The following is a 26,511-nucleotide window of genomic DNA, read 5'->3' as shown; positions in this document are numbered from 1 at the left end:
AAAGCTACCCTTAAAAATATCACATTTCGAATACAGAAGCTGTATCGTGGCTGAGAATCATCATAAATGTTGATGCAATTACTTTTACCTGTGAGTGCCAGCTCAGCAAGGCTGATAGGCAAGTCTTAAGCGATAAACACAGCACCATGCAGCCTTACATTTATAATATTTTGCTCTTGGTGGGGACGTGTGAATATGACTGAGCGAGGGTAAGCTTTTATAACGACACAAGTTATAACATTTGCTTAAACACATTTATTTATAACAGACTAGATTGGTTTTTAATGTAGAGGCCAGCTTTCAGTGGTTACTAACCCCCAGTGGTTGTTTAAAATGGTTATGAATGTGCAATGGTAAACCTTATTTATTTGTAATTTCATTCAGTCACAATTTGGGTTCATTTCTAGTGATTAAACGCTGCTGATTGCTTTATCATTATGTTTGATGTTGCTTGGTGCCCAAAGCTGTCAATCATGAGCGCAAGATGTACTCAGCGAGGTGATAGTTTGATAATGTGGAAGTTGTTTATGTTAATTTTGATAGCCATTACACCACAAGAGTCTATTAGTGGATAAAACCTAGAAGGTATATTGAGTTAGATGTTACCGCTATGACCCCAATTGGTATCCTGCGGCACTATGGCTGTAGTGCACGCAGTTAAGTTTTTTGGAGAATAAATAACTTGTATAAATATGCCCACTTAACAATGGGCTTATTTTGAGTATCGAAGAGTTAAACTAGATTAATCAATAAGCTTTAGCTATTGATAATAACTGCGGTAAAAATTCATTATCTAATTTGGCAATCTCGGCTTGCTCACTTAACACATCATGTAAAATTTCATGGGTAGTAAGCGGGTTTGCTAATACCACTCTAAATACCGTGACGATTTCACGGTGGTATTTAGCCGGTTTTATTCTCGTACGTGAGACAAATGATTTACCTTGTTCACGTTGGTGCTTTTGAATAAAGCGGGTTAAGCGGTCAAGCAGGTAATTACAGCGCTCTACAGTATTTATATCATCATTAGCTAATGCTTTATCAATTGTTAGTTGAACAGTCTTAGGCACGTAACGGTAGGTTAAAATACATAATTCAGGCTCTGTGATGAGCTCAAAATTTTCATCTGCAGCAATGTGCGATGCGAAATAACGGGCCATTTCTAGACCGTTGTTGATTAAAATCTCATAACCGTCACCACCGATGATCTGTAAACAAGCATGCACTAGCATTGCCATGCCAGGTCGTGAGCCTTCGAGGGTTTGACTACCTAAATCTTTAGAGCCTACTCGCAAAATATACTCGGCATGATGAGCAATGGCATGTGCAAGCTCTGGGTCTTTAAATAACACCATGCCCGCACCCATAGGCACGTACATTTGTTTATGGGCATCAATAGTGACCGAGTCGGCTAATTCAATGCCATCGAGTAAATAGCGGTATTTGTTCGACAGTAAACTGGCCCCGCCCCAAGCTGCATCAACATGAAAGTGGCATTGGAGTTCAGTGGCGAGTTTTGACAGTTCAACTAGTGGGTCGATATTACCGGTTTCGGTGGTGCCAGCAACACCCACAATGGCCATTACCTTAATATTGTCATCGGCGAGCTTTAATGCGGTTTGACGCATGGCCGCTACATCGACTTTATTGTCCGCAGTGGTGGGGATACTGATGATGTTGTCTCGACCAATACCCAGTAAGTCAGCGGTTTTACCAATTGAGTAATGGCCGCGCTCAGACACTAAGATGGCTAAATCGTCATATCCATAGTGTTTCAGTGCTTTAGGTAATCCTTCACGGTTAATGCCTTTAAAATTACCATCAGCTTTTAGTAACTGGTTTCGTGCTATCCATAATGCGGTGATATTGGCCACCGTGCCACCAGAGCAAAATGCGCCAAGGGAGTAGTTAGCGCTGTGCATCCATTGCTCATAAAAGTCAGTGTCTTGGCTGTAAATTAAGTGGTGCATCATCCCCAGCACTTGGCGCTCTAATGGAGTGAATGCTTTAGATGTTTCGATTTTGACTAAGTTCTGATTCAAGCCCACCATCATTTTAGATAAGGGTAAAACAAAGTAGGGCAGCGCTGATGTCATATGACCGATGAAGCTCGGCGCCGAGGTATGCACCGAGTGTGCTACCAGATTTTGCATTATTTCGTCAGTATAATCAGATACAAAACGAGGCGAATCAGGAATTTGAAACGCTTTAAAGTCAGTTTCAATAAGTGATAATGGCTTTTCTAATGCAGCAATACTCTTACCTAAAAAGCCCGCTAAGTCTTCAGAAAGTTTCTGCTCGATAATGCTTAATGTTGAGTCAGCATCTTCAGGTACGGTAAAAATACGCAGAAGACTTGCCTCTGATGCTTGTGCTATGCGGTCGTGTTTGGTCATTAACTGGTGCCATCATTTTTATTCTTGGGCCAATAATGTGCTAAATATATTGATATAAGCGCTTTCATGGCCATTATGAGGGCTAACTTTACTGCAAGGATTATTTCGCAGCAAGTTTTTAACTCAAACTGACTATTTACTCAGCGACAACTGATAAATTGCGGCGATATTCTGCGCAGTATTCGCCAGGTTGTCATGGGCGTTAGTCAGAATATCATCCAGTGGTGCTAATGACGGAATAATAGGAAATATCGCTGTCATGCCTTGAGCTAAAATTAGCTCGGTGCCATCACCAAAGCAGCCAGCAATGCCAATGACAGGTACGTCTTGATGTATACCTTGTTGCAGCACACCCATTGGGGTTTTACCGCCTAATGTCTGGCTGTCCATGCGTCCTTCACCTGTGATGACGAGATCGGCGTCAGCGATAGCATCTGCAAGCTTCACCGTGTCAATGACGATATCGACCCCCGGCTTTAGCTTGGCATTGAGTAGTGTCATCACCCCATAGCCCATACCGCCGGCCGCGCCTGCGCCAGGAAACTCTGCGAGCTCAGTTGTCGTTGTAAGTGAATGAGTTGCACAAACCACCTTGGCAAAGTGAGCTAATGCAGCATCAAGTTCTGTAACCATCTGCTCATCTGCGCCTTTTTGAGGACCAAAAACAGCGGATGCGCCATTAGGGCCGCATAGCGGATTATCTACATCACAGGCCACCTCAATTTTACATCGCGCCAGTAACGGGTGAGCTGATGTGTTATCAATTTTTGCAAGCTCGGTTAACCCCAAGGCGCCATAACAAATAGGCTTATTTTGTGCTGTAAGTAAGGTAAAACCTAACGCCTGGGCCATGCCTGCACCGGCATCGTTTGTCGCACTGCCACCTAAACCTAAAATAATATGTTTTATACCTCGGTCTAAAGCGTCTTTTATTAGTTCACCCGTGCCATAACTTGTCATTAGCATAGGGTTACGGTTAGCACGTTCCACGTAATCTAGGCCAGATGCTGCGGCCATCTCAATCACAGCGGTCGCAGTTTGAGCATCTTGATTAATGATGCCGTAATGAGCGTTTACAGGAGTGCCTTCGGGGCCTGTGACTTGCAAGCTGATAATTTCCCCTTGGGTTGCATCAACCATAGCCTTCACCGTACCTTCGCCACCATCGGCCATCGGCACCTTACAATACTGAGCATCAGGAAATACTCGCTTAAAACCTGCTTCAATGGCATTTGCAACACCTAAGGCGCTGAGGCTTTCTTTGAAGGAGTCTGGCGCAATGACAATTTTCATAGGTGTCCTACCTGTAGTAACTTAGTGATTGGCGTTTAAACCTGAGCTTATGAATAAATTAGCAGTAAATGCATGTTTGATAAATGCTTAAAACGAAGCAGCTATTGAAAAATTTTATAATTGCTATTGGATAAGTGGATATTAGCCATAAAGCTGGCTTTGATAGGGGCAGGACTTGGGGATAGGACTTAGGCCAGGAGTCAAAATGAAAATGGGCACTCATTTCATGATAAATGCCCACAAATATATAATTCAGCTGAAAACCACCAAAGTGTAAGTGATGGTTAGGCGACGGAAATTTGGTTAAACAACTGGAATAGCCAATAGCCAAATAAACCGTAGCTGGTTAACAGTGTCAATATGGTCGAAAACTTTGCCACTGGCGCAATAGGCGTTTGTTTTAAGGCTAAGTGGCACAATACAATAGAAAACAGGCTGATTGGGGTAACAATAATGCTTAAAGGCAAAATAATAATCGCCCCTGTTAGTAGTATTAACGCCGATTGCATACAAGGCACTTTTTTATTGGTTAACAACAGTGGCGCTAATGCTGCACCAAAGGCCAATAACACAGCGCCCAAATATAGAATAAATTGTGCCAAGGATTGATACTCGGCAATAAAGCCAATTAACGCAATAAGCGGAAACACTAAGCTCAGTGTGACATGCTTTTGGCTAACACTTTTTTGCACGTATAAGCCTGCAAAATAGCAGCTAGCTTGCGCGATAGCATTAACGCAAGTAAAGGCCATTAAAGCAATGAAGATAAGAATGCTGTTATTGGTCATAACGGTCGAACTGGCGGCAAATGCCGGAAATGCAACCATTGAGCTAAGCAGAACAATTGATGTTTTTTGCATAATAATTTGGCTATTTCTACTGTATGAAATCAAAGATAGTGGCACTAGCAGTAAATTTTAATCGACTATTAGTGTAATAGCTTTTGTTAATTTAGTAATTGCAGGTTATTTGTAGTTTATTGATAGCTACTGCACAAAACGTTAAATTTCTGGCAAAAAAAAGCCTGCTATATTGCGATAGCAGGCTGGTATTTTTTACTTAGTTTTATAATTTGTAATTTACACTTAACATAATCATATGTGCTGTGTAGTCATGGCTATTACTGCCAAAACTCATTACATTCCAAATGGTATCTGGTTGGATATCATTGGCTGCATCATTATCTAAGTACTTTTCAATTTTGTAGTCTAAACGGACAGCCATTTTGTCAGTGGCTTGGTATTGACCATATAAATTGACGTTGTGCACTTTAGCAAAGTAGTCACCGTAGTTGCCAGTAACATTTTGGCGAACTTGAGTCGTACTGTCAGATTCTGAATAGGTGTAATCTAAACCTAAACGTAAACGGCTATCCATTAAGTTGTTGTAACTTAAATTTGCACCGACAACATCGATAGTATCTTCGATATCCGCTTCCCAAGTTGGACCTGAGAATGTGCTACTACCCGCTTGTTGTGACTCAATGATTTGATAATTATAAAATGCATTTAGCATCACATCTTTATTAAACATGTAGTTGAAATTGATATCGTAACTAGTGTCTTTCGACTCAGTTAGGCCAATTTCAGTGTCTGTATAATCATCAAGTGCGTAACGCGCGCCAAAATCGATGGCTAATGCTTCGAGAGGGCTATAGCTCACTCGCGCTTCAACCATACTACGGTCACGATCAGCAATGTAGTACTTGCGTAATAAGTCGTTATTTTCTGAAGAGGTCCACTCAGACGCTTGGTAATCAGAACCATCACGGCTGCCAAAGCTACCTTTAACCCACATGTCCCATTTATCAAAACTGTTTAAACGGTAACGGGCCCAAACTGTGCTTTCTTCAGTAACTTCACGCTCTGAATAACTACGCTCATCACGGTTATAATCAACTCCTGCATCAAGCTTCATTCCGCGAGTAATGCGGTAATCTGCAGCAATCTTAGCTCTATGAGTCGTTTGATCGTATGGCGTGTTATAAGCCACTTGACCGTTGACATCATTGATGCTGATTTGAGTCCACTCTTCGATGTTGGTGTTGTTGTCGCGATCTGAGTAGTCGTAGCTACCAGTAACACGAACTTCACGGTTGATACGCTTAGCTGCTTTTAACGTTAAGCCGGTGATATCAACTTTGGCATCAATTGATTCCGTTGGTACGCTGTAACCATAGCCTGAGGTGACTAAATCTTGATCTTGAGTCATTTGACCAAACATCAAACGGCCACTAAGCGCTGCGCCATTTTCATTGTATTGACCTAATAACGACACAATATGTGATTCGTTGTCAGGGTCTAATGACATATAACCACGGGTTTGAGCACCAAACGTTGGGTTAAAGGCATTGTCATAGCTTAACTGGGCATTATCATTTTTAAAGATAGAACCGTCATAGTTAAGGCTAGTGAACCAGTTAGCGCCTCTAAATTTAATACCCGCATTGATGGTATCAGTGGTGTAATCAACAGGCTCTGCAATCATCATAGATTGATTAAAAAAGCTACCCGATGCCGTTTTGGTGCCGGTTTTTTCTTCACGTTGATAATTCACATAAGTAGTGAATAGTGACTCAGTTTGATATTCAAACCCTAAACCTGCACGTTCACGTTTAAGTGATAATTCAAACGGGTTTAAGCTGTTACCAAGCTCAGTCATACCGTCAGTCGTACCTGCTGTCACCCAGCCGTCAGGCAAGGTTAAATCGTTACCACCAATACCACTGTATGGAGACATCACGGTATTAGAGCTATAAGTAGCAATTGAGCGATAATTAAGGTTGAAGTTATATTGGCCTAATTTGCCAACATTCACATCTAAACGGCCATTGTCTAACCCTAAATCGGTGGCTTCAACTTTAGCGCGGTAGCCCGATTTACCAATATAGTTAATATCAGCATCAACTTTGGGAGCAAACTCGTTGCTGCTGCCAAATGCATTGGCAGAGTGAATATCATCTTCGCTGTTATACGCAACGCCTACACCCACATTACCGGTTACGCCAGTTTCTACAGCACAACCTTTACAAACCCACTTGTCATATTTGACTTTGTCTGTGTTGGCATTACCGACACCGTAACCATCAGCGGCCATTGCAAAGCCTGCATTGGCTACTAGCGCTAAGGTGATTAAGTTCAGTTTAAATTTCATAGTCGTACATCCTTAACGCTGAAGTAATTTGCCAGAAGGGTGGTTTGAACCATGTACTTGGCTATGACAATTTAAACAACTGCGGCCACCAGTAAAGGCATTATCACCAACATTAGAACCCATTCCTGTGTTGCCTAAGTAAGCATTGCTAGCATGACCATCGCTGGCATGACATTGCTGACATAGCTGAGGAGCACGAGTTTTTAGCATTCCTTCGTTAACTGAACCATGTGGGTTATGACAACTTACACAGTTTTCTGTCACTGGTGCGTGTTCCCAAAGTTTTGGACCACGTTTTTCAGCATGACATGAGTAACATGTTTCATTGACACTTGGTTTAACAAGATCTGAATCAGCCATGCTGCCATGTGGGTTGTGACAATCACTACAGGTCATTTGGTCAAACTTCATTGGATGACTTGAGCGTTTGTTCATGTCGGTTTTAACTTTAACATGACAACTAGTACAGACTTCCATTTCAGTCTTTTTAGACAAAATAGGGTCATTTGCAGTATGAACATTATGACAAGATGCACAAGCAACATCAGCATTATCATGATGGCTAGTGTTCCAAGACATACGCTTGTCGTCTAAGTGACAGCCCATACAAACACTGTTTTGCTTTTCAGGTGCTAAGGTTGAGTTAGGGCCAAAAGCAATCATTGGCTCATTACCACCACGGTTATGCTTACCCATTGGGCCATGACACGCTTCACATTGAAGGCCAGCCATTGGGCTTTTTGATGAGTCAATTGCGCCATGAACACCTTTAAAGATATCCATTACTTTTTCTGAACGCTTATGACACATTAAGCATGAGTCAGCGCCTTTAGGTGAATAACTACCTTCTTCGAACTTTTTATCAAGTACGGCTTCAACTTCGTCAGGTGTCATTTTTGCATCCCACTTCGACGCATAAGCCGAGTGAGACATCCCAAGCGATAGCAAAACAACTGCCATCAATGTCGGGATTAAAGTGTTTAATTTCATTTTGATTTTCATAGTGAGGCTTCCCAATCTATCCATGATGTTGATGTGATTTATGTAATCTAAGGGAGAAGCAAGCTTCTCCCTTAAGGGTAAATTACATCTTCATCGCGGTGTGATCGAAAATGGTTGGTGCGTGACAACCCATACAGAACTCAAGTTGTGCAGACGCATTGGCATCTTCATAAGAGCCATTCACTAGGCCGCCTTGGCCTTCAGCATGCGCTTTAATTTCGTCAAAACCATGACAAGAAGCACAAGTAGCAGTGATTGGAGTGGTGTATCCCTCATTAACAAAAGGATACTCGCCATTACCTGCAGTCGCTAAAGCGCCTTTAAGCTTGAATGCATCAAGATTAAAGTCGTTATGACACTGAGCACAATCTTTGATAATGCCTTGTTCACCGTGAACGCTATGAAGTTTCATTTCAAGTGCACCTTGGTTGAAACCTACTGCATATGAGCCATCTGGAGTATGACAAGCAGCACAAGCATCAACACCAACAATAGGCATATCGTTAACATCTGTAGTGTGAGAAAGTTGCTCAGACATCACGAAACCAGCATGCTGTTTACCCTTGTGAATTTCAAACTCAGGGGTATGACATGATGCACATGCAGTAAAATTAACTGAATCTACATGACGCATGCTAGCGGCTGAGCCTGATAAAGTTGCAAAGGCTAAATCAGCTTTCATTGCAGTGTAGAAATTGTCATTCAACCATTTCTCACCATTGTCATTGGTATCCATGTTTTCATCGATCACGACTTTAGAACAATCGACAAATTCGCTATTTTCAGAACACATTGACCAACCAACAAAGCTAAATGCTGTTTCGTCATCGCTTCCTGCTGTGCCAAGTTTAAGATCTGCGCTAGTGGTATATACTAACTTACCATCTTCAATAGTAGCTTTTGTGTCGTCAACAACACCGTTCATGATTGCATTAATAGAATCTTTACCGTAATAGCCCAGTGTTACATTATTGGGGCCAACGTTGGTAATAATTTCAATACGCTGAACCATTGCTGAAATGGTATTAAGGTCGACATTTTCACCGTTTGAATCTACAACTTGGATACTGATAGTTGCATTTTGAGTTGTAGGATCTATTGCTGAGTCAACATTGATACCATATTGATCCATCAACGCTTTTTTCTCGACAAAATCACCAGTGTGAATTTCTTCAGTCCAGCTCGCGTTATGACATGCAATACAGTTTGAATTGTCAGATTGTTGTGAGTGACCTTGGCCTGCTTCGAAGTCGATGCCAGTGTGACAACTAGTACAGGTTTCCATAGTTGGAATACGTGTCCAGTTACCCGATTCTGCTAACTCTTCAGACTCAACGTGACATGATTGGCAATTATTTTGAATTAAAGCTTCTGCAGTAACACCAGTATATTCTTTATCATTTTTATCAGTAAACGACTTATTACTGTTGTGAATGTTATGAATTAAGTGTTTCCACTGACTTTCAGTAGAAAGATTTGTACTGTGACATGTCGCGCAAGTTTCTTGAGTAAAGTAACTGCTATGTCGAGTAGTGATAGGCTCACCTTCAGCATGGCAATTTGCACAAGTGTCATGTGACACAATGTTCTTTGTATATTTAGCGTCATAACCTTCACCATCAAAGTCTTGTGATAGTTCAGTATGAGGTACTTCTGTTACACCATCGAGCAGCATTGCATTTTGAGCAATGATGTTATAGCGCTGAGTTAATTCAGAATTGAAGCCATCAGTTTCAATGGTGAAGCTATAGCTACCATTTTTGTTATCAATGAACTCTTTTTGAGAGCCAATTGATTCCCAAACTGCACTATTACCAGCGCCCGTTGCGCCAGCTGGTATAAGTTGAGCTACTTTTTTAACTTCAAAAGCGGATAATCCGACTACTGCTTCATCATCTTCATTAGTCGCAAAAACCTTAAGCGTTGGGTTATCACCTTCATACGTTACTGAAAGGACTTCAAGCTTAAGTTGTTGGATAGCTTCAGCTGGTTCGCCGCCTGGAAGGCCTGGGATACCATCTTTACCATCATCTCCGTCACTACCACAGCCTGTTAAGGCTACGCTTACTGCACTTGCTACAAGCATTAGTGCTAATTTGGAATTTTTCTTGTTCATCATTTGTCCCTGCATCAATAAGACATTGCTAATTTTGACTTAGCTTTTGCGCTACATAGATACTTAGTCTATTGAGTCAATTTAGCTTTTTTGGATTTTAAATTCATCAATATAAGATTAATCCACAACAAGAGAAAAATCTTTATATGTCGACTGAGACTGTGAAGCAGATCAGTCTATTTATAAAGAGGTAGCTATTTGTGCCCTGAGAAAGCTAATTTCACGGCAATATACAAATCCCTACTCAATTTAAATCATTGCAAATAAAATTTTAATATTGATTTTACTGACTTAAAACTAAAAATCCCCCTACCAAAAAAATTAGCAGAGGGATATCGTTAATCAATAAAAAATCTACTTAACATCACTTTTATTTAACGCCATGTACTTCAGCAATCTGACTAGCACTGTGACAGGTTGCACAGCTTTCTTGAGCCATTTGTGCATCTTCATAAGTACCAGCAACTACACCACCATTATTTGTGATGTGAGCCTCTGCTGATGCAGAACCACCGCCAATTTCGTAGCTGTCAGAAACGTGACATGAAGCACATACACCAGCTTGAGGGCTAGAGAAGAATGGTAATTCTTCTGGTGTATACTTCACTCGATCCCAACGCATTGGCGTAGAACGAGCATTCTCTAGACTATAGTTGGTGTCGCTGTGACAAGCAGAGCAATTATTACTGCTTACTAAGTCTTGCACATCTTCACGACCATGGGCCTTACCGAAAGTACCATGTACACGAACTACCATACTGTTGTAATCACCAGCTTCATGACACTGTGCACAAGTATGCAAGTCAGCATTGCGATAGTGAGGAGCACCTCTACTAGCAACCATATCGTTGTTATGACAGCTTGCACAGTTATCATATGCAGCAGCACTTGCGCGTTCTGCACCTGCAGTACCATCTAGTTTCAAGAATGCTGTTTTAGCTGCATTTGGACTTGAAACTTCATCACAGCTCATTGAGCCTGTTCCATCGTCAGTTAATGGAGCAAGTGTAGAACTCTTGTTTGCAAAACAAGTGCTAAAGCTTGATGTTATAGCTAAATCAGCACCTGAAGTAATAGCCTCTGCTAAAGAAGGTAATACAAAATCTGCTGCAGTCGCATCAACAGTTACTAAGTAAGAGCCATCAGTATTTTCTGTTACAGCGCCGCTAGTGCGTGAAGCTAAATATGCATCAGGGCTTTCAGCATTAATCGCATTCACATAAACAGTCACACTAGGAACAAATTCACTGGTTACAGCTTCTTCGCCTTTCATCAAGTTCATGGTGAATGTTAGTGTTGAGCTTGCTTCATCAAAACTTAACTCACTGTAGTTGGTTTCAACGAAGAGACCTGCTTCAGATGCTGCTTCACGGCTTTCTTTTTCGTGGTCAGCAAAGTGACGGAATGCACCACCGCGATTGCCTTCTTCGTTTGAATTGTGACAAGTTACGCAACCTACATAACTTAGACCACTTTCAGTTTCTTCAGTTTTACCACCGTGATGGTAGTCACCATGACAGTTTTGGCAGCTATCAGCATCTTGATCTGCAAACCAATCTAAAGCATGGATTGTTACATCATCTGGAAGAGTTTCTTCTGTAGTGGTGTAATCAACATGGCAGGTATCACAATTTGACATTGAAGTTGGGAAGTTGATCGGGCCTTCAGGGTTACCTTCAGAGTCAAGAATCGCGCCATCATGTTTGAATGAGAATGCAGGGTTCTTTGATGGGTCTATATTAGCAATAACACCAGTTGTTGTGTTAGGTGCTAATTCTGCAAACTTATTCAGTAAGCGGCGGTCAGTTTCAGTCGCACCAGTATGAATTCCGTGAACTAGGCCTTTGATAGAACCGTCATAGGTGAATTCATTGCCATCAGTATCGGTGCCAGTATAAAGGGTGTAATCAGTGTGGCAGAAAACACATTCGGCTGCGGTATTACCTCTATCACTGTGGTGAATGTTTTCTACGCCAACGTGACAGTTGGTACATGTTTCCATGCTGGTAACTAATTTGGGGGCGCTAACACTTTCTTCAGTGGCCGGTTCCCAATAGTATTTACTATTAGTATTGAGTTCATTTGTACCTGCTTTAGATACACGCAAGAATATGCCTTGTGTTTTAGTGTCATCATAACCGTAATCAAGCGTTAGAGTATTAATCGCTGCAGGTACAGTTAGACTATATTTACCTTGGCCTAGATACGTTAGACACTCAGTGTCTTCAGGGCAACTTGAAAGACTCCAAGAACTAGAGCCGGCAATATACTCTCCTTTTTCTTTATTCATGTAAGAAAGCCAGATTTCTCTGTCGCCATCTCCACGACTTGTTACAGTACCAGATTCGGTATCGTAAGGAAGGAAAGCCTCTTCGCGTGTACCCATTCGTCCGAAATTAAGGCGAATTGGCTGACTTTCTAAAGTATCTAAACCAGTAATGGCTACGCCATTAGGGTTAGTGAGTAAGAACTCAACAGTTAAAGACGCGGCTTCGGCATCGTATTTAGCAAGTTCAACTTCAGTTTGTATTGCTGATGCAGAATTGATGTTGATTGCAACTTCGCCATCTTCACCGTCTTTACCATCACTTCCGTCACTGCCACAGCCAGTCAATGCAAAAGCTAATAGCCCCGCACTGAATACCGCTTTAGCAGTCGTATTTAAATTAAATTTATTCATCATTTTTCCCTGCAAGAGATTTATTTTCACTTGATCCTTCATCATAAAATCAAGCGTATGGATACTATCCAAACTTATTCGAAATAAGTTCTACTATTTTAACCACTTGTCTACGTCGCCACCGTGATTAAGATCTTACTATTCCGAAAGGAGTACTTCTAAATTCTGCAATTTACAACTCGTTGTTTTTAAGTTGTTAAACTGCCGATAATCAGTAGTTGCTCTCTGTGGGTGTTTTTTGTTGATTGACGCCAAAAACCCAGTTTGGTATCCAATTTCAGTAAGCCCTAATGTCTGCAATGATTTTGGTAATGTTCTACTCACTACTAAATAGATTGCTAAAATTGCCATTACTAATAATAAGTGATTTATGTGAAAGATGGGTTAAAACCTGAGCAAATTGTGTGTTTTTTGATGATTAAAGGCTGATTTTGGTTAAAAGTGTGATCGTGATCTTATTGTGGTTGATGTGCATTATCACTTGGTCAAATAATTTTGCTGAGTGCGAGGTTTTGGCAGTTAATTTTAGCTGACAAGTTGCTGTATATTGTGTTGTGTATTGGTAAGCTCGAATTGAATTGGCACTTTGCAGGTGCTGTATACTTAAATCAGTTAAATAATGAGCTAATTTAACCGGGATCGAGTAAAGCTTGTGCAGTCGAGCGCTTTGTTGATAAAAGTGAGCGAATTTAACTTGAACATGGTCAGTGCTTAGTGGATAATCCTGTTGTTCTCGTTAAGCAGGACTAATTTTAGATGTTTAAGATAATTAGATATTTAACCTTATTTGCTTAATTAGACATCAATGGTGACCTTAGGGTCCCCCCGCAATGATAACTTGTGAACTCGGCCAGGCCTGGAAGGGAGCAACCGCAGCAAGTGACTCGTGTGCCGGGGTGTGGCTCTAGGGGAACCTCCAATACTCCTAGTATTTCATTCAAAAACTCTCTAAACACCTTACTTTACTTAAAATAACGTTTTTTATCAGCGTTTATGTTGAGTGTTTCTTTAGTAAACCAACCTAGCCATTTAAAATTTTTGCGCATTAGATGTTTGGTATTTTCTTGATAGCAGGCTCTTTAGCTGCGCTTTCTGCATCTTCCACTAACTTTTTATGAAGGTTGGCTTTTAAAAACTGTCGTGACTTTTCAAGTGCGCTATGGATCTCGTTTTTCATCTGTTGCAGTTCTGCATAATCTTCAAAAAAATAAGTATCAACGAGGTGTCTTATGTAGCGAACTGGAAGTTGATTTAAGGTAACGCAGCATAAATCAGCTAAATACTCCTCTGGTAGCTCTTCGAGTAAGCCTTCGTCTCTTAATATTTCCATTAAAAGCACTTCATAGTAATTACGAATATCAACTTGCATCCTTGACTCCCTATAGAATGAAATTTAACTTGTTTATCTGATTATCATTAGTGTGCTACCAGATTGCCTTGGCTGCAATAAAAAGTTGGCTATGTCTTTGAGTTAGTGCTTGCTCGTTGCGGCTGTAACCGCCTCCGATCACCGCTGCAATCGGGATTTCTGCCTGCTTAGCTTGCTGTAAAATAAATGTATCTCGGGCCAATATGCCTTTGGTTGATATGTCTAAATAGCCTAAATCATCATCTTGGTGAATATCAACGCCGGCATCGTAAAGGATAAGATCTGGCTGATGGATGCTTATAAGGTATGGGATCACTTGTTTGATAACCGATAAGTATTCATCGTCGAGAGTGTGTTTATCAAATTCTATATCGTGATGGGAGCGTTGCTTTCTAAATGGGAAGTTTTTTTGGCAATGAAGCGAGCAAGTTATTATGTTGTCTTGGGTTTGAGACAATGCCGCAGTGCCATCGCCTTGATGTACGTCACAATCGATAATAAGCACTTTCGTGGCTTTTTGCTTAATAAGCATTTGCTTGGCTGCAATCATTAAATCGTTAAAGACACAGAAACCACTGCCAAAGTCATAATGAGCATGATGATAGCCACCACTTAAATGTAGGGCAATACCATGGTCAATTGCCAAATTAGCGCTTAGCACTGTGCCATTGACCGCGTGAAGGGTGCGGTTAACCAGTGATTCGCTCCAAGGAAAACCGATACGGCGCAGCACTTTATTAGTAAGGGTGTTATTGATAAAGCCATCAACATAGTCACTTTGATGGGTTTGTTTTAACACTTTAATATCGATGGGGCTTGGCTGATGAAAATCTTGCGGGATAGCGAGACCTTGTTCAAGTAAATATTGCTGTAAACGTTGATATTTACTGGTAGGAAACCGATGCTTTTTAGGTAACGCCAGCTTGGAGTAGCTGGCGTGATAAACGAGTGGAATAGTCATTAAAGCTGTTTAATAGCCCAACTCATGAACTCTTTGCGTGTTTGCTCATCAGCTTGTAACCACCAATATTGCAGCATTTGCTCAGGATGAGTTGCCGCTTTATCTGTTACAGCCGATGTCGTTGCGGAAGCTGTCGCAGTTTGAGTCACAGGTGTGCTAGCAACTACTGCGGTCGAGGTCACGGCCGCTGTTGTGGCAGTTGCAGTGTTTACTGCGGCTGGAGCGACATTGCTACTGGTTGCAGAAGCTGCTAATGCGTCAATATCATCACCTTTATTACTGCCAAATAACCCGCCTAAAAATGAACCTTCTTCAAAATCGGTTTGGGTAATTGTGTAATCGACTTTGCCATTATCTTGGCGTGAGATAATCACTTGGGGATCTTTAGCAAAGCTTTTAGGGCGTTTTACAAATTCTCCGTCTGCGGGCTTAAGAAAATACTCATGATCGCCATCGACTATAATAGTGACAATAAAAGGCGCTGATTTTATAAAGCTTTGGCTATCGCTGAAGTCATCTTCAATCATATCGTGGTAACGGATGGCTATTTTATGGGAGCCATTACTAAGGTCTAGATCTGATTTATGGGTAAACTTATTGGTATCAATTTCTTTGCCATCCAATGCTAAATACTCAAACGACATTGGAATGGTTAAATTTGCCGCTAAAGCTGATGTTGATGTAGCTAAAGCAAGTAAAGTGGCACTTAGCGTTCGGGTAAAATTCATTGTTGCTCCTTAACGATTTAAATTTCTATTAGGTCGTTCAAACATCTGGATTCTTTCCTCTATATAACTAATTGCTTGACGACATTTTCCTAAGCGTCGATGTAGAGAGAGAATTTCATTTTGTAATCTGATTTTGTCAGTACTATGACAGTTTGCAAGTGCAGATTCCATTTCTGCTATTTTTTGTTCAAAGGTTGTAGCCCAATTCAAATGTTTGTTCAGCTCTTGATAAATTTGGTGGCTGTTTTTCATTACATTACTGGCTATCCAGCCAAAGCCACTGTCTGAATGTTGTTGCTGTTGTTTTTTTGCATAGCGTGCACGGCTATTGTCACGTTTTTGCTTTTCAGTATTCACATTCAGGTTGGTGGTCACTAAGGCTCGTCTTAATGCGGTAAAGCGATCTTGAATGCGCTGGCAGCTAAGCTCAATGATTCTGACATCAAGTTTGAAAGAAAGTTGCTTTTCTAATTGCTGAATGTCTTTTTTTAATTGGGCAATACAAGGGCTTAATTGGGCACCTTGTTGAATAAATAATTGTGAATTAAATCGTTCAATATCTTGCAGCATTTTCTTTTGTTGCGCAGGTAATTGCTGATCGTGATGTAAGGCATCTTGTTCTAATGAACTGAGCTGCTGTTTTAATTGGTAAATGAGTTGGTTGGTGTTTCTCATAGCCAAGCCGTCCAAGCTAAATGTGCTGCAATGGATAATACAGTAATGATAAATAGCGGTTTGATAAAGGGAATACCAAATCTTATAGCAGATTTAGCCCCAATAAATGATCCCGCCATCATACAAACACCGATCCACAAACCTAATATCCAATCCACTTCGCCTAATAAGGAAAAAATGACTAATGCGGTAACATTACTCACTGAGGTCATTAGCCTTGCTAAGGCGCAGCTGTTTAATAATGGCAGCTTATGCAGCCTGATGCTGGATACTGTCCAAAATGCGCCAATACCGGGGCCTGCAAAACCATCATAAGCACCTAAGGTCATTCCTTGCACTATTTGTTTGTTTTGAGATGGCAACCCGGTGGGTTGATTGATGATAGTTTCGCCCATCGCTTTGGGACTTATAAGGGTGTAGATTGCAATCCCGATAATGATCAGCGGTAAGATTTTTTCGAGCCAAGCAGCATCAATAAAATAAACTAAAAAACTGCCGATGATGGCACCTATAAAGGTCGTCAAAAATGCAGCCCGCCAGAAGGAAGGTTTAATGAGTTGTTGTTTGTAGTAGGTATAACCTGCAGTAATAGAGCCGAAACAGGCTGCGAGCTTATTGGTACCCAATGCTAAATGGGGTGGAACGCCCATCGTTAGCAGTGCAGGTATAGAAAGCAAACCGCCACCGCCAACAACGGCATCTATAAAACCTGCAACAACACCAATTATCGCCAGAATGACCCAATGACTAGGGTCTAACAAAAATTCCAAAAAAATACCTATTCAATAACTTTACGAAATGGCGGTAGGGCATCGAGTAACGATTTACCGTAACGCTTGGTAATTAGGCGGCGGTCTAAAATAGTCACTCGGCCATAATCGTCTTCTTTGCGCAGTAATCTACCACAACTTTGGATTAATTTACGTGACGCATCTGGAATGGTTAATTGTAGGAAAGGGTTGCCACCTTTGCTTTTTATATATTCCGCATGTGCTTGTTCAACTGGTGATGTCGGCACTGCAAAGGGCAGTTTGGTGACAATCAGGTTGGTAAGGTAATCCCCAGGTAAATCTAATCCTTCTGAAAAACTGCCTGTGCCAAAGATAATACTGGCTTTTCCGGCATCACAACGGGCTTTATGTTGAGTTAGCACCTGTTGTCTTGGCATAGTTCCTTGAACAAATAACTGCTCTTTAGGCATTTTACCAATAATTTGATCTGTCACCTTTTCCATTTGCCAATAAGAGGCAAACAGCACCAATGTTGCCATTTCATCTTCAACTAATGCCAATATCTGCTCTGCAAGCTCATCGGTAAAGGCTTCATCTGTAGGCTCATTCTTCATTTGAGGAATAAATAATGTGGCATTATTTTGATAATCAAATGGCGATAGTAACGCCAAAAAGCGGCTGCCATCATTTAATGATAACCCGACTTGATGGGCAAAATGATTAAAATTATTCAGCGCCCGCAGTGTTGCGCTGCACAATACAACACCTGCGGCTTTTTGCCACAGCATAGATTCGAGCATGAAACCCACTTCAATAGGAGACGCACATAATAAATAATCCTGTTGTTTACCTGTGATCAGTTCAGCCCAGCGCGCCATGGGCGCACCTTTTTTTGAGTCTTCTTTAGCGAGCATTTTCCATAATTTATGCAAGTTTTCTAAACGCTGGGAAATAAAGCCTGCTTCTGAAAGCACTGTTTCTGATTGATGTTTAGGTAACTCACCATCTTTTATCGCTTCACTTAAAACGGTTTGAATTTTATTAAATTGCTTTAATGCAGAATTCGATGCTGAAGCTAAGTTTTCGGCCTGTATGAGTAATGACTCTGGTAATTTGCCATTTTCAAATCTTAAACGGGTTTCTGGGTTGGCAAAGAGCTGCGGCTGGGTATCACAAAAATGTGCCACTTGATTAAGCTGGCTAACCAGCTCATTAATGTGATCTAGCATCGCTTGCACTGGTGCAATAATATGAGTGGTTTTTAATTGGTTTTGTAATTTAGAGCAGGTTTTACCTGCCTTTTCTAGCCAATCAGCTGTGCCGCGAAGACTTGCTTGGGCGCTGGAGAAATCTCTGGCAACTGTTGGCAGATGATGCGCCTCATCGATGACATAAAACATCTCTTCAGGCTCTGGTAAAATAACGCCGCCGCCCAGTTCTAAGTCGGCAAATAACAAACTGTGGTTAACAATGAGTACGTCCCAGGTTTCGACATCTTCACGGGCTTTATGAAAAGGGCAGTTATGATGATTGGATAACTGACGATGGCAGCTGTGTTTATCACAGCATATTTGCTGCCATAAAAAGTCAGGAACAGGTTGCTCTAAAGTGTCGATTTCACCGTTCCACTTTTTATCTTGGTAATCTTTATGGATTTTTTTGAGTTGGTCAATCTGGCTTTGATCAGGCTTTGTCTGCCACATCGCCATTTGTGAGGTGTCTTCGGGGCCGATCATGGCTTCAAGCTTTGCTAAGCAAACATAACGCTGACGGCCTTTGACTAAACCAAATTTAAAGTCTACCCCAGACTGTTGCAAAAAGAAGGGTAAATCTTTATGCAGTAATTGCTCTTGTAATGCTACGGTTGCCGTTGCTATACAGACTTTTTTCTTGCTGGCAATGGCTAACGGAATCGTGCCAAGAATATAGGATAAGGATTTACCAATACCGGTGCCGGCTTCACAAACCATAATGCGACGGTGTTTGTCATATTCACCGGCCAGTGTTTTAGATATTTCAGCCACCATATAGTTTTGCTCACGGCGAGAGCGAAAATTTGGCATTGCCGCCGCGATATCTTTATAGATAGTGCGGATCTGACTTTTGACTTTATCCGTTAACATGAGTGACCTATTCGCATTCTTTGCTTACTGTTTATGTGTTCGCTGTTATATGCTGTACATAATAACAGTGAATTGAACTGCACGAAATATTTAATCGAGCCAAAAACTATGACAGTAAGCGTAAATAAGGTGACTTCTATCAAAGGGCGAGTGTTGACGCGGCATTCAGCTTTTCGTGATGGTCGACTTATATTGCAATATTATTTAAAAACGAGATCTGGCCCTGTGCTGATAGAAGTGGACGGGGCTGAAGTAGTGTGTTTTTGCCGTCAAATAGATATACCAAAACTCGCAGGACATATTCATCAAGGTTGCAGAATCGAAACTGTCGCGCTTAAAAACTTTAATCACCAAGCTATCGCCTGTATTTACTTAAAGTCAGCCAGTGTACAAAGGCAGTTATTGCGGATTGCCAATGATATGGGGATTGAGATTTATGAGGCAGATATTAGGGCAGAGCAGCGATATTTGATAGAACGCTTTATTGCCTTTGATGTTGAGTTTATCGGGCAATCTAGTTTAGAGGCTGATTTATGTAACAGTCAGAATACCAGCTTAAGTCAATTGCCGGTGTACCAAGCTGTAAAAGCAAGAAAAAGCGATAATGACATCTCGCTTTCTATGATTTCGTTGGATTTCGAATGTAGCCCTAGCGGCGAGTTATATTCAGTTGGCTTATATGGGCAAGATTATCAATTAGTCATTATGGTGGGACAGCCTCAAGAGTCAGAGCACTATATTCAGTGGGTGGTTACCGAAGTTGAGCTTATTAAGCGATTAATTGATTGGTTTGCCGAATATGATCCTGATGTCATTATTGGCTGGGCGGTCGTCACTTTTGATTTGTCACTATTGTATAAACGTTGTCAGTTACATTCGATACCGTTAACCATTGGTCGTGGGGCGAAGGTATTAAGCTGGAAGGTTGAAGATAAGCATCGCCCTGAAACCTTATCTTTACCGGGGCGAGTGGTGCTAGATGGCATCGATTGGATTAAAGCGGCATTTTATCATTTTGAACGCTATTCATTAGAGCACGTATCGCAACAATTACTAAATGAAGGCAAGGCTATTGACCATGTTGATAATCGCAGCCAAGAAATCTGTCATTTGTTTGCCTATGATAAAGTCGCATTGGCGTTTTATAATATTACCGATTGCCGCCTAGTATGGGATATTTTTGATAAAACCCAGTTGCTGGCTTTTGCCATTGAACGGGCCAAACTAACCGGCTTAGAATTTGGCCGCGTTGGTGCATCTGTTGCTGCTTTTAATAATTTATACCTACCGCACTTACATCGAAGCGGTTTTGTTGCCCCTGCTCACCCAGCTAGTGATGGACTTGAATCTCCTGGTGGCTATGTGATGGATTCTATCCCGGGTTTTTACAAAGATGTTTTAGTGTTGGACTTTAAAAGCCTTTATCCATCAATTATTAGAACGTTTTTGATTGATCCCAAAGGCTTGGTGGTGGGCGAACAGCAGCCTGACGAAGTGACTGTGCCGGGTTTTCTCAATGCAAGATTTAGCAGAGACAACCCCATATTGCCAGAGCTAATAGCAACACTCGCGCAGCAGCGTGAGCAAGCCAAACAACTTAACAACCAACCTCTGTCCCAAGCCATTAAAATAATCATGAACTCTTTATATGGCGTATTGGGCTCTAGAGGCTGTGTGTTCCATGATGCCAAGCTTGCAAGCTCGATTACCATGCGTGGCCATCAAATCATGAAGCAAACCAAAGCTTGGATTGAAGAGTTGGGTTATAAGGTGATTTATGGTGATACCGACTCTACCTTTGTGTGGTTAGGAGAAAAGCATCAAATAGACGATATTAGTCAGTTAGGTCATATGCTGGCACAGGAAATTACCCAAAAATGGGCCGATTTTTGTGCTACCAAGTTTCAGTTAAAAAGTTATTTGGAACTTGAATTTGAAAGTCACTTTAATCAATTTGTCATGCCGACATTAAGAGGCTCAGATGCTGGCAGTAAAAAACGCTATGTAGGGGCAACCACTGACAAGGAGGGACAATTAGCACTGACCTTTAAAGGCATGGAGCAAGTCAGAAGTGATTGGAGCCCTTTAGCCAGAAGAATGCAATATCATTTATACTTGTTATTATTTAGCCAAGGGGACGTCAGAGGCTACTTGTTAAAGCAAATTAAGGAGCTTCAAAATGGCTCATTTGATGATGAACTAATTTTTAGAAAACGCCTAAAGCGTAACATTGAAGATTATACGGCTAAATCTTCACCACATGTGAAAGCCGCAACGCGTCTATGTCAAATAACAGGTAATTCGGAGCTTGGTAAAAGAGGCACCATGATCGCTTACAGGATGACTCTGAATGGTGCGCAACCTATAGAAGCAACCAATGAATCAATTGATTACCAATATTACCTTGATAAACAAATCGAGCCCATTGCAGAACCAGTATTAGGGCTCAAAGGTGACAGTTTTGATAGTCTTGTGAGCAATCAGATGTTGTTACTTTAATGTTGCTGGCTGTGTAATTTATGGTGATACGTTATCATTTTTATGTCTTTTGGTAGTGGTTTGTGCTTTGCAATGTGCTTATTTAGTTTATTATGATATTTAATCGATTTATCTCTTTGTTTCATGCTAATTCATCATGCTAGCCTTCAGTTAATGGAAAAATTCTATGCAAATAGATTATTTAAAATAATTAATGATGAAAATGAAATGGGAAGGTTTAGCTCGATGAAAAAGACTTTAATCGCATCAACACTTGCAGCAGTTATGTTTGTACCAACAGCTTCTGCTATCGAAATCTATAAAGATGAGAAAAACTCTGTTGCTATTGGTGGTTTCATCGATGCACGTATTTATAGTGGCCAAGGTGAAACTGAAATCGTCAATGGCGCATCACGTATTAACTTCGCCTTTGATCGTCAAATGAATGATGGTTGGGCAACCTTTGCTAAATTCGAGTGGGGTGTTAACCCATTCGGTAACAGTGAAATCGTTTATAGTGCTGGTAGTCAATTTGAATCACAAAGCGATGACTTTCTAAATAACCGTTTAGGTTACGTTGGCGTATCAAATGATACTTACGGCTCAATCAGCCTAGGTAAGCAATGGGGTGTTTGGTACGACGTTGTTGCCGGAACAAACTACCCTATCGTATGGGATGGTAATGCTGCAGGTGTATACACATACAATAAAGCTGATGGCGCTATTAACGGTGTAGGCCGTGGTGATAAAACCATTCAATACCGTAACTCGTTTGATAAATTCAGTTTTGGTGCGCAAGTACAGTTAAAGCAAAATGAATTCGTTATTTACGAAGATGAGAACGTAGATGGTTTTTCTGATGCACCAAGTATTAATGATGAAGAGTCACTAGGTACTGTAGAATACGGTAATACCTTCGGTTTATCGGCTATGTATCAATTCACTGATGAATTATCTGTTGGTATTGGTTACAACACGGGTAAATTTGAAGGTGAATTAGAGAACGGCACCCGCATTGAAGAGCGTGATGAAATTTACGGCTTAAGCGTAACTTATGGTAACTGGGATGCAGAAGGTATTTATTTCTCTGCGAACTACAATGAAAATAAATTTCATGACACAGATAACATTGGCCGTATGATTGAAAGTGCGAAAGGTGTAGAGTCATTAGTATCATATCGTTTTGACAACAACATCCGTGTTTTCTTAGCATATAACATGTTAGATGCTGATAGCGTATTAGGCGCTGATGAAGGTGAAGTATTTAAGCGTCAGTTCACTACAGCAGGTATTCATTATATCTGGGATACAAACACTATCCTTTATTTTGAAGGTCGTATCGACAGCAGTGATTTCCGCGGAACAAACGAAGACAAAATGAAGATCAGTGAAGATGATGGCATTGGCTTCGGTATTCGTTACATTTTATAAAATTAAAATTTAACAACTACCCATTAAAACACTCCGAAAGGGGTGTTTTTTTTGCTTTAAAATTCATAGCGACCGTCTGCTTGTTAATTAATTGTAAGTCTCGAAGGTCATTTGACCACATATCTATTTATTGTTGTGGGTATAAAATAGCCGATTGGAACAATTCTGCAATATTTTAAATTGTTATTTGTTATTTTTAAATGCTATTAAATACAGAGGCTTAAGGTGGTTGTGTAGTTTAATTCTCTATTTTTGTATGTTTTTGTGGACGAAATAACCATTCTAAACATGTTAACTTACCCGATATTAATGAAACATATGTTGAATTAATGTTTTATTTGTGATTTTATTGCATACGAAATGTGGTTGAGCGATGTTCAACTTCGTTAACCAACCTAAATTAATAAGGTTGGAACAATAAGAAAGACACAAGTCCAGGGAGATTGACAATGCATAAGAATTTATTAGCTAAATCAGTGCGTCTAGCAATGATTAGCGGTGCCGCTGCGGCAGCACTTAGTTCACCAGTAGCATTCGCTGCTGAAGATGATGGTGCTTCAGTTGAACGCATCGAAGTAACTGGTTCGCGTATTAAACGTACTGATATAGAGGGTTCTAGCCCAGTAACTGTGATGGATGCAACTGAAATCAAAGCATCTGGTTATGACCGTATAGAAGATGTCTTAAACCAGTTGCCACAAGTTGAAGCAGCTGAAACGGCATTTTTGGCTAACGGCGCAACAGGTACTGCAACAGTCGATTTACGTGGTCTTGGTTCAAACAGAACGCTTGTTTTGATTAATGGTCGTCGTATGCAAGCTGGTAGTATTACTTCGCAAGTTGCTGATATTAACCAAATTCCAGCTTCTTTAATTAAGCGAGTTGAAGTTCTAACTGGTGGTGCTGGTGCGGTTTATGGTGCAGATGCCGTTGCTGGTGTTGTTAATTTTGTCATGAATGATGACTTTGAAGGTTTTGCTATTAATGCTGGTGCTTCAGGTTATCAGCACGATAACAACAATAAGTACATTCAAGGTTTAATGGATGATAAGAATTTCGATTATGAAACTGGAAATACTGGTGTAGATGGAAAGACATACACCATAGATGTTACTTTAGGTAGTGATTTCGACGATGGTAAGGGACATGCTGTAGCTTACGCTGTTTGGCGCCGTAATGATGAGTTATTGCAAGGTTCTCGCGATTATGCATCTTGTGCTTTAAATGGTGCAGGGGATACTTGTGGTGGTTCTGCTACTACACCTAACCCTCATTTTGATATGTTCCCAGTTGTTAATGGTGAAGTTGATTATACTCAGGAATATTGGGGTTACTTAAACCCTAATGGTGAAGGTTTCATGGAAGATGACGGATACCGTTATAACTATGCTCCTGTAAACCATTTTATGCGCCCAAATGAACGTTTTACAACCGGTGCATTTATTAATTATGAAATTAACGAACATTTCCGCCCTTACATGGAATTGTCATTTATGCACAACAGAACAGCAGGTCAAATTGCTGAATCTGGTACTTTCTTTAACCAAGAAATATTATTCGATTACGATAATCCACTTTTAAGTGAACTACAAAAGCAACAGTTGCAAGACTTTTTTGGGCAAACTCCAGATGATCAATTCGTTGCATATATCGGCAAGCGTAATGTTGAAGGTGGTGCTCGTTCTAATAACCTAGAACATTCTTCTTACCGTATTTTAACTGGTATGGAAGGTGATTTAAATGATTCGTGGGCTTATGATGTAAGCTTTGCTTATTCTGCTACGTCATCTAACTCAGTATACCAAAATGACTTACTTGCTCCTAAAATCCCTTCACGAGTAGGTGCTGTAGATACAGAGTGTAATGCCGAGGACGGTTGCCTGTTGTATAACGTGTTTACTCTGGATGGTGTAACTGCTGAACAAGCAGCACAACTTGCAGGTGTGGGTACACAAACAGGTTTAGTTACTCAAATGATTTATAACGGTTATGTTACTGGTGAATTTGATCTGGCTTTACCAACAGCATCATCAAATATTGGAGCTGTATTTGGTTTAGAACGTCGTGAACAATCTTACGAACGTATTTCTGATACCATTTATGAAGAAGGTCAATTACTTGGTCAAGGTGGCCCTAATCCAAGTTTATACGGTGAAATTACTGTAAATGAAGCTTTTGCTGAACTTGCGGTACCAGTGTTCGATGAGTGGAATGTCAACTTAGCTGCTCGTGCTTCAGATTACTCAACCTCTGGAACTGATTATACTTACTCGTTAGGTACTGATTACACATTGGCTGACGCATATAAATTCCGTTTCAGCTATGCAAAAGCAATGCGAGCACCTAACATCGGTGAATTGTTTGATTCACAAAGTATTGGTTTATGGAGCGGTGATGACCCATGCGCAGGTACTGTAGCGGAAATTACAGCAGCAGGGTTTACACAAGAAATGTGTGCAAATACTGGTGTTTCAGCTGCTCAGTTTGGCAATATTACGAAATCTCCAGCTGGTCAATATAACCAGTTTTCTGGCGGTAATCCTGAGTTGAAGCCGGAAGAGGCTGATACATATACTATAGGCTTAGTTGCTAACCCGTTAGAAAATTTAAACTTCTCTGTTGATTATTTCAATATTGAAATGGAACAAGTAATCGGTACTATCGGTGCTGAACGTATCCTTACAAACTGTGCTACAACAGGGGATGCATTATTTTGTGATAGCATTGACCGAAGCTCTTCTGGAAGCCTATGGTTAGGTCAGGAAGGTTATGTTTCAAATCTTGGTTCTAACATCGGTGGCCGTAAATGGGAAGGGGTTGATGCAACAGCTAGCTACAGTCTCGACTTAGGCAATGGAACATTAGATTTCAACCTTAATGGTTATTACAGCATCAAGAAAGAAGTTGAACCAATTTTAGGTGATGACTCGCTTTCATATGATTGTTCTGGAGTAGTTAGTACGTCATGTTTTGCTTCTCCTAAATGGCGTCATAATTTAACGACTACATACGGCGCTGACGATTATAGTGTTTCATTGAAGTGGCGTTACTTTGATAGTGTAGACTATGAAGGAACAGCAGATACGTCATTGATTGATAATGGCGGCATCGATGCTGTTAGTTATTTCGACTTGTCAGGCCTTTATGCAGTAACTGATTACTTAACGTTCTCAGCTGGTGTTAATAATATCTTTGATGAAGAGCCTCCAATGGTAGGTAATACTATATCAAGCAATGCAAACACAGTTTCTGGTTTCTATGACACATTAGGGCGTTTCGTATACCTTAATGCAGGCTTGAAATTTTAATATCTGAAATTAAAAAGTATTAAAGTAGTAGCTTTGTTATTTGAAAAGTTACCAACTTAATAAATAT

16 protein-coding genes and 1 other RNA gene are annotated in these 26,511 nt (G+C 40.7%); 4 read left to right on the top strand and 13 right to left on the bottom strand.

Translation table 11 applies throughout. The annotated features are described in order from the left end of the window. Positions 1 to 746 precede the first annotated feature (746 nt). From panP to BCU91_RS10350, 7 genes are all read right to left on the bottom strand, one after another. Positions 747 to 2,396: a pyridoxal-dependent aspartate 1-decarboxylase PanP gene (panP, locus tag BCU91_RS10380; protein ID WP_102519784.1), complete on the bottom strand. Its 1,650-nt coding sequence runs from the start codon at positions 2,394 to 2,396 to the stop codon at positions 747 to 749. Positions 2,397 to 2,528: 132 nt separating this feature from the next. Further along, the gene (locus BCU91_RS10375) at positions 2,529 to 3,689 is read right to left on the bottom strand and encodes a glycerate kinase (protein ID WP_102531423.1); all 1,161 of its coding nucleotides are present in this window, start codon (positions 3,687 to 3,689) and stop codon (positions 2,529 to 2,531) included. A gap of 284 nt (positions 3,690 to 3,973) precedes the next feature. Continuing rightward, positions 3,974 to 4,549, bottom strand: a complete 576-nt coding sequence (locus BCU91_RS10370; protein ID WP_102531422.1) for a hypothetical protein — start codon at positions 4,547 to 4,549, stop codon at positions 3,974 to 3,976. Between the two features lie 205 nt (positions 4,550 to 4,754). Continuing rightward, a complete protein-coding gene (locus BCU91_RS10365; RefSeq protein ID WP_102531421.1) occupies positions 4,755 to 6,842 on the bottom strand; it encodes an MtrB/PioB family decaheme-associated outer membrane protein in 2,088 nt (695 codons plus the stop codon). Between the two features lie 12 nt (positions 6,843 to 6,854). Beyond that, positions 6,855 to 7,844, bottom strand: coding sequence for a DmsE family decaheme c-type cytochrome (locus BCU91_RS10360; RefSeq protein ID WP_102476372.1), 990 nt, complete (start codon positions 7,842 to 7,844; stop codon positions 6,855 to 6,857). An 82-nt stretch (positions 7,845 to 7,926) separates the two neighbouring features. Beyond that, positions 7,927 to 9,963, bottom strand: a complete 2,037-nt coding sequence (locus tag BCU91_RS10355; RefSeq protein WP_102531431.1) for an OmcA/MtrC family decaheme c-type cytochrome — start codon at positions 9,961 to 9,963, stop codon at positions 7,927 to 7,929. Between the two features lie 367 nt (positions 9,964 to 10,330). Next, positions 10,331 to 12,643 (bottom strand): hypothetical protein, encoded by a 2,313-nt coding sequence (locus tag BCU91_RS10350; RefSeq protein WP_133126597.1) that lies wholly within the window; start codon positions 12,641 to 12,643, stop codon positions 10,331 to 10,333. A gap of 811 nt (positions 12,644 to 13,454) precedes the next feature. Between BCU91_RS10350 and ffs the strand changes: the two genes are divergently transcribed. After that, positions 13,455 to 13,551, top strand: an RNA gene (gene ffs, locus BCU91_RS10345) — signal recognition particle sRNA small type. A 134-nt stretch (positions 13,552 to 13,685) separates the two neighbouring features. Here ffs and BCU91_RS10340 read toward each other — a convergent pair. The 6 genes from BCU91_RS10340 to dinG are packed head-to-tail and all read right to left on the bottom strand — an operon-like array spanning position 13,686 to position 19,227. Beyond that, positions 13,686 to 14,009 carry a late competence development ComFB family protein gene (locus tag BCU91_RS10340; RefSeq protein WP_102531419.1) on the bottom strand — a complete coding sequence of 108 codons (324 nt, stop codon included), beginning with the start codon at positions 14,007 to 14,009 and terminating at the stop codon, positions 13,686 to 13,688. 55 nt (positions 14,010 to 14,064) lie between these two features. Then, positions 14,065 to 14,970 carry a histone deacetylase gene (locus BCU91_RS10335; protein WP_102436092.1) on the bottom strand — a complete coding sequence of 302 codons (906 nt, stop codon included), beginning with the start codon at positions 14,968 to 14,970 and terminating at the stop codon, positions 14,065 to 14,067. Further along, positions 14,970 to 15,698, bottom strand: a complete 729-nt coding sequence (locus tag BCU91_RS10330) for a DUF2057 domain-containing protein (RefSeq protein WP_102476368.1) — start codon at positions 15,696 to 15,698, stop codon at positions 14,970 to 14,972. Before BCU91_RS10330 ends, BCU91_RS10335 begins: the two co-directional genes overlap by 1 nt. A gap of 9 nt (positions 15,699 to 15,707) precedes the next feature. Beyond that, positions 15,708 to 16,373: a primosomal replication protein gene (locus tag BCU91_RS10325; RefSeq protein ID WP_102436088.1), complete on the bottom strand. Its 666-nt coding sequence runs from the start codon at positions 16,371 to 16,373 to the stop codon at positions 15,708 to 15,710. Next, complete coding sequence (locus BCU91_RS10320; RefSeq protein WP_102531418.1) at positions 16,370 to 17,143, bottom strand: TSUP family transporter; 774 nt, start codon at positions 17,141 to 17,143, stop codon at positions 16,370 to 16,372. The genes BCU91_RS10325 and BCU91_RS10320 overlap by 4 nt, the downstream gene beginning before the upstream one ends. An 8-nt stretch (positions 17,144 to 17,151) precedes the next feature. Next, entirely contained in the window at positions 17,152 to 19,227 is a 2,076-nt protein-coding gene (gene dinG, locus BCU91_RS10315; RefSeq protein WP_102531417.1) for an ATP-dependent DNA helicase DinG, read from the bottom strand. A 108-nt stretch (positions 19,228 to 19,335) separates the two neighbouring features. Here dinG and BCU91_RS10310 point away from each other — a divergent pair, with 108 nt between their 5' ends. The 3 genes from BCU91_RS10310 (at position 19,336) to BCU91_RS10300 (ending at position 26,444) form a co-directional block, all read left to right on the top strand. Then, on the top strand, positions 19,336 to 21,726 hold the full coding sequence (locus BCU91_RS10310; RefSeq protein WP_102531416.1) for a DNA polymerase II: 2,391 nt from the start codon (positions 19,336 to 19,338) through the stop codon (positions 21,724 to 21,726). A 225-nt stretch (positions 21,727 to 21,951) separates the two neighbouring features. Next, positions 21,952 to 23,136, top strand: coding sequence for a porin (locus BCU91_RS10305; RefSeq protein WP_102436080.1), 1,185 nt, complete (start codon positions 21,952 to 21,954; stop codon positions 23,134 to 23,136). Positions 23,137 to 23,585: 449 nt separating this feature from the next. Further along, entirely contained in the window at positions 23,586 to 26,444 is a 2,859-nt protein-coding gene (locus tag BCU91_RS10300; protein WP_102531415.1) for a TonB-dependent receptor, read from the top strand. The last annotated feature ends 67 nt before the right edge of the window (positions 26,445 to 26,511 follow it).

The organism is Shewanella sp. 10N.286.52.B9 (assembly GCF_002873635.1).
Classification (GTDB): Bacteria; Pseudomonadota; Gammaproteobacteria; order Enterobacterales; family Shewanellaceae; genus Shewanella.
Note: the sequence above shows the minus strand (reverse complement) of the source record. Positions and strands in the feature narration are given on the sequence as shown.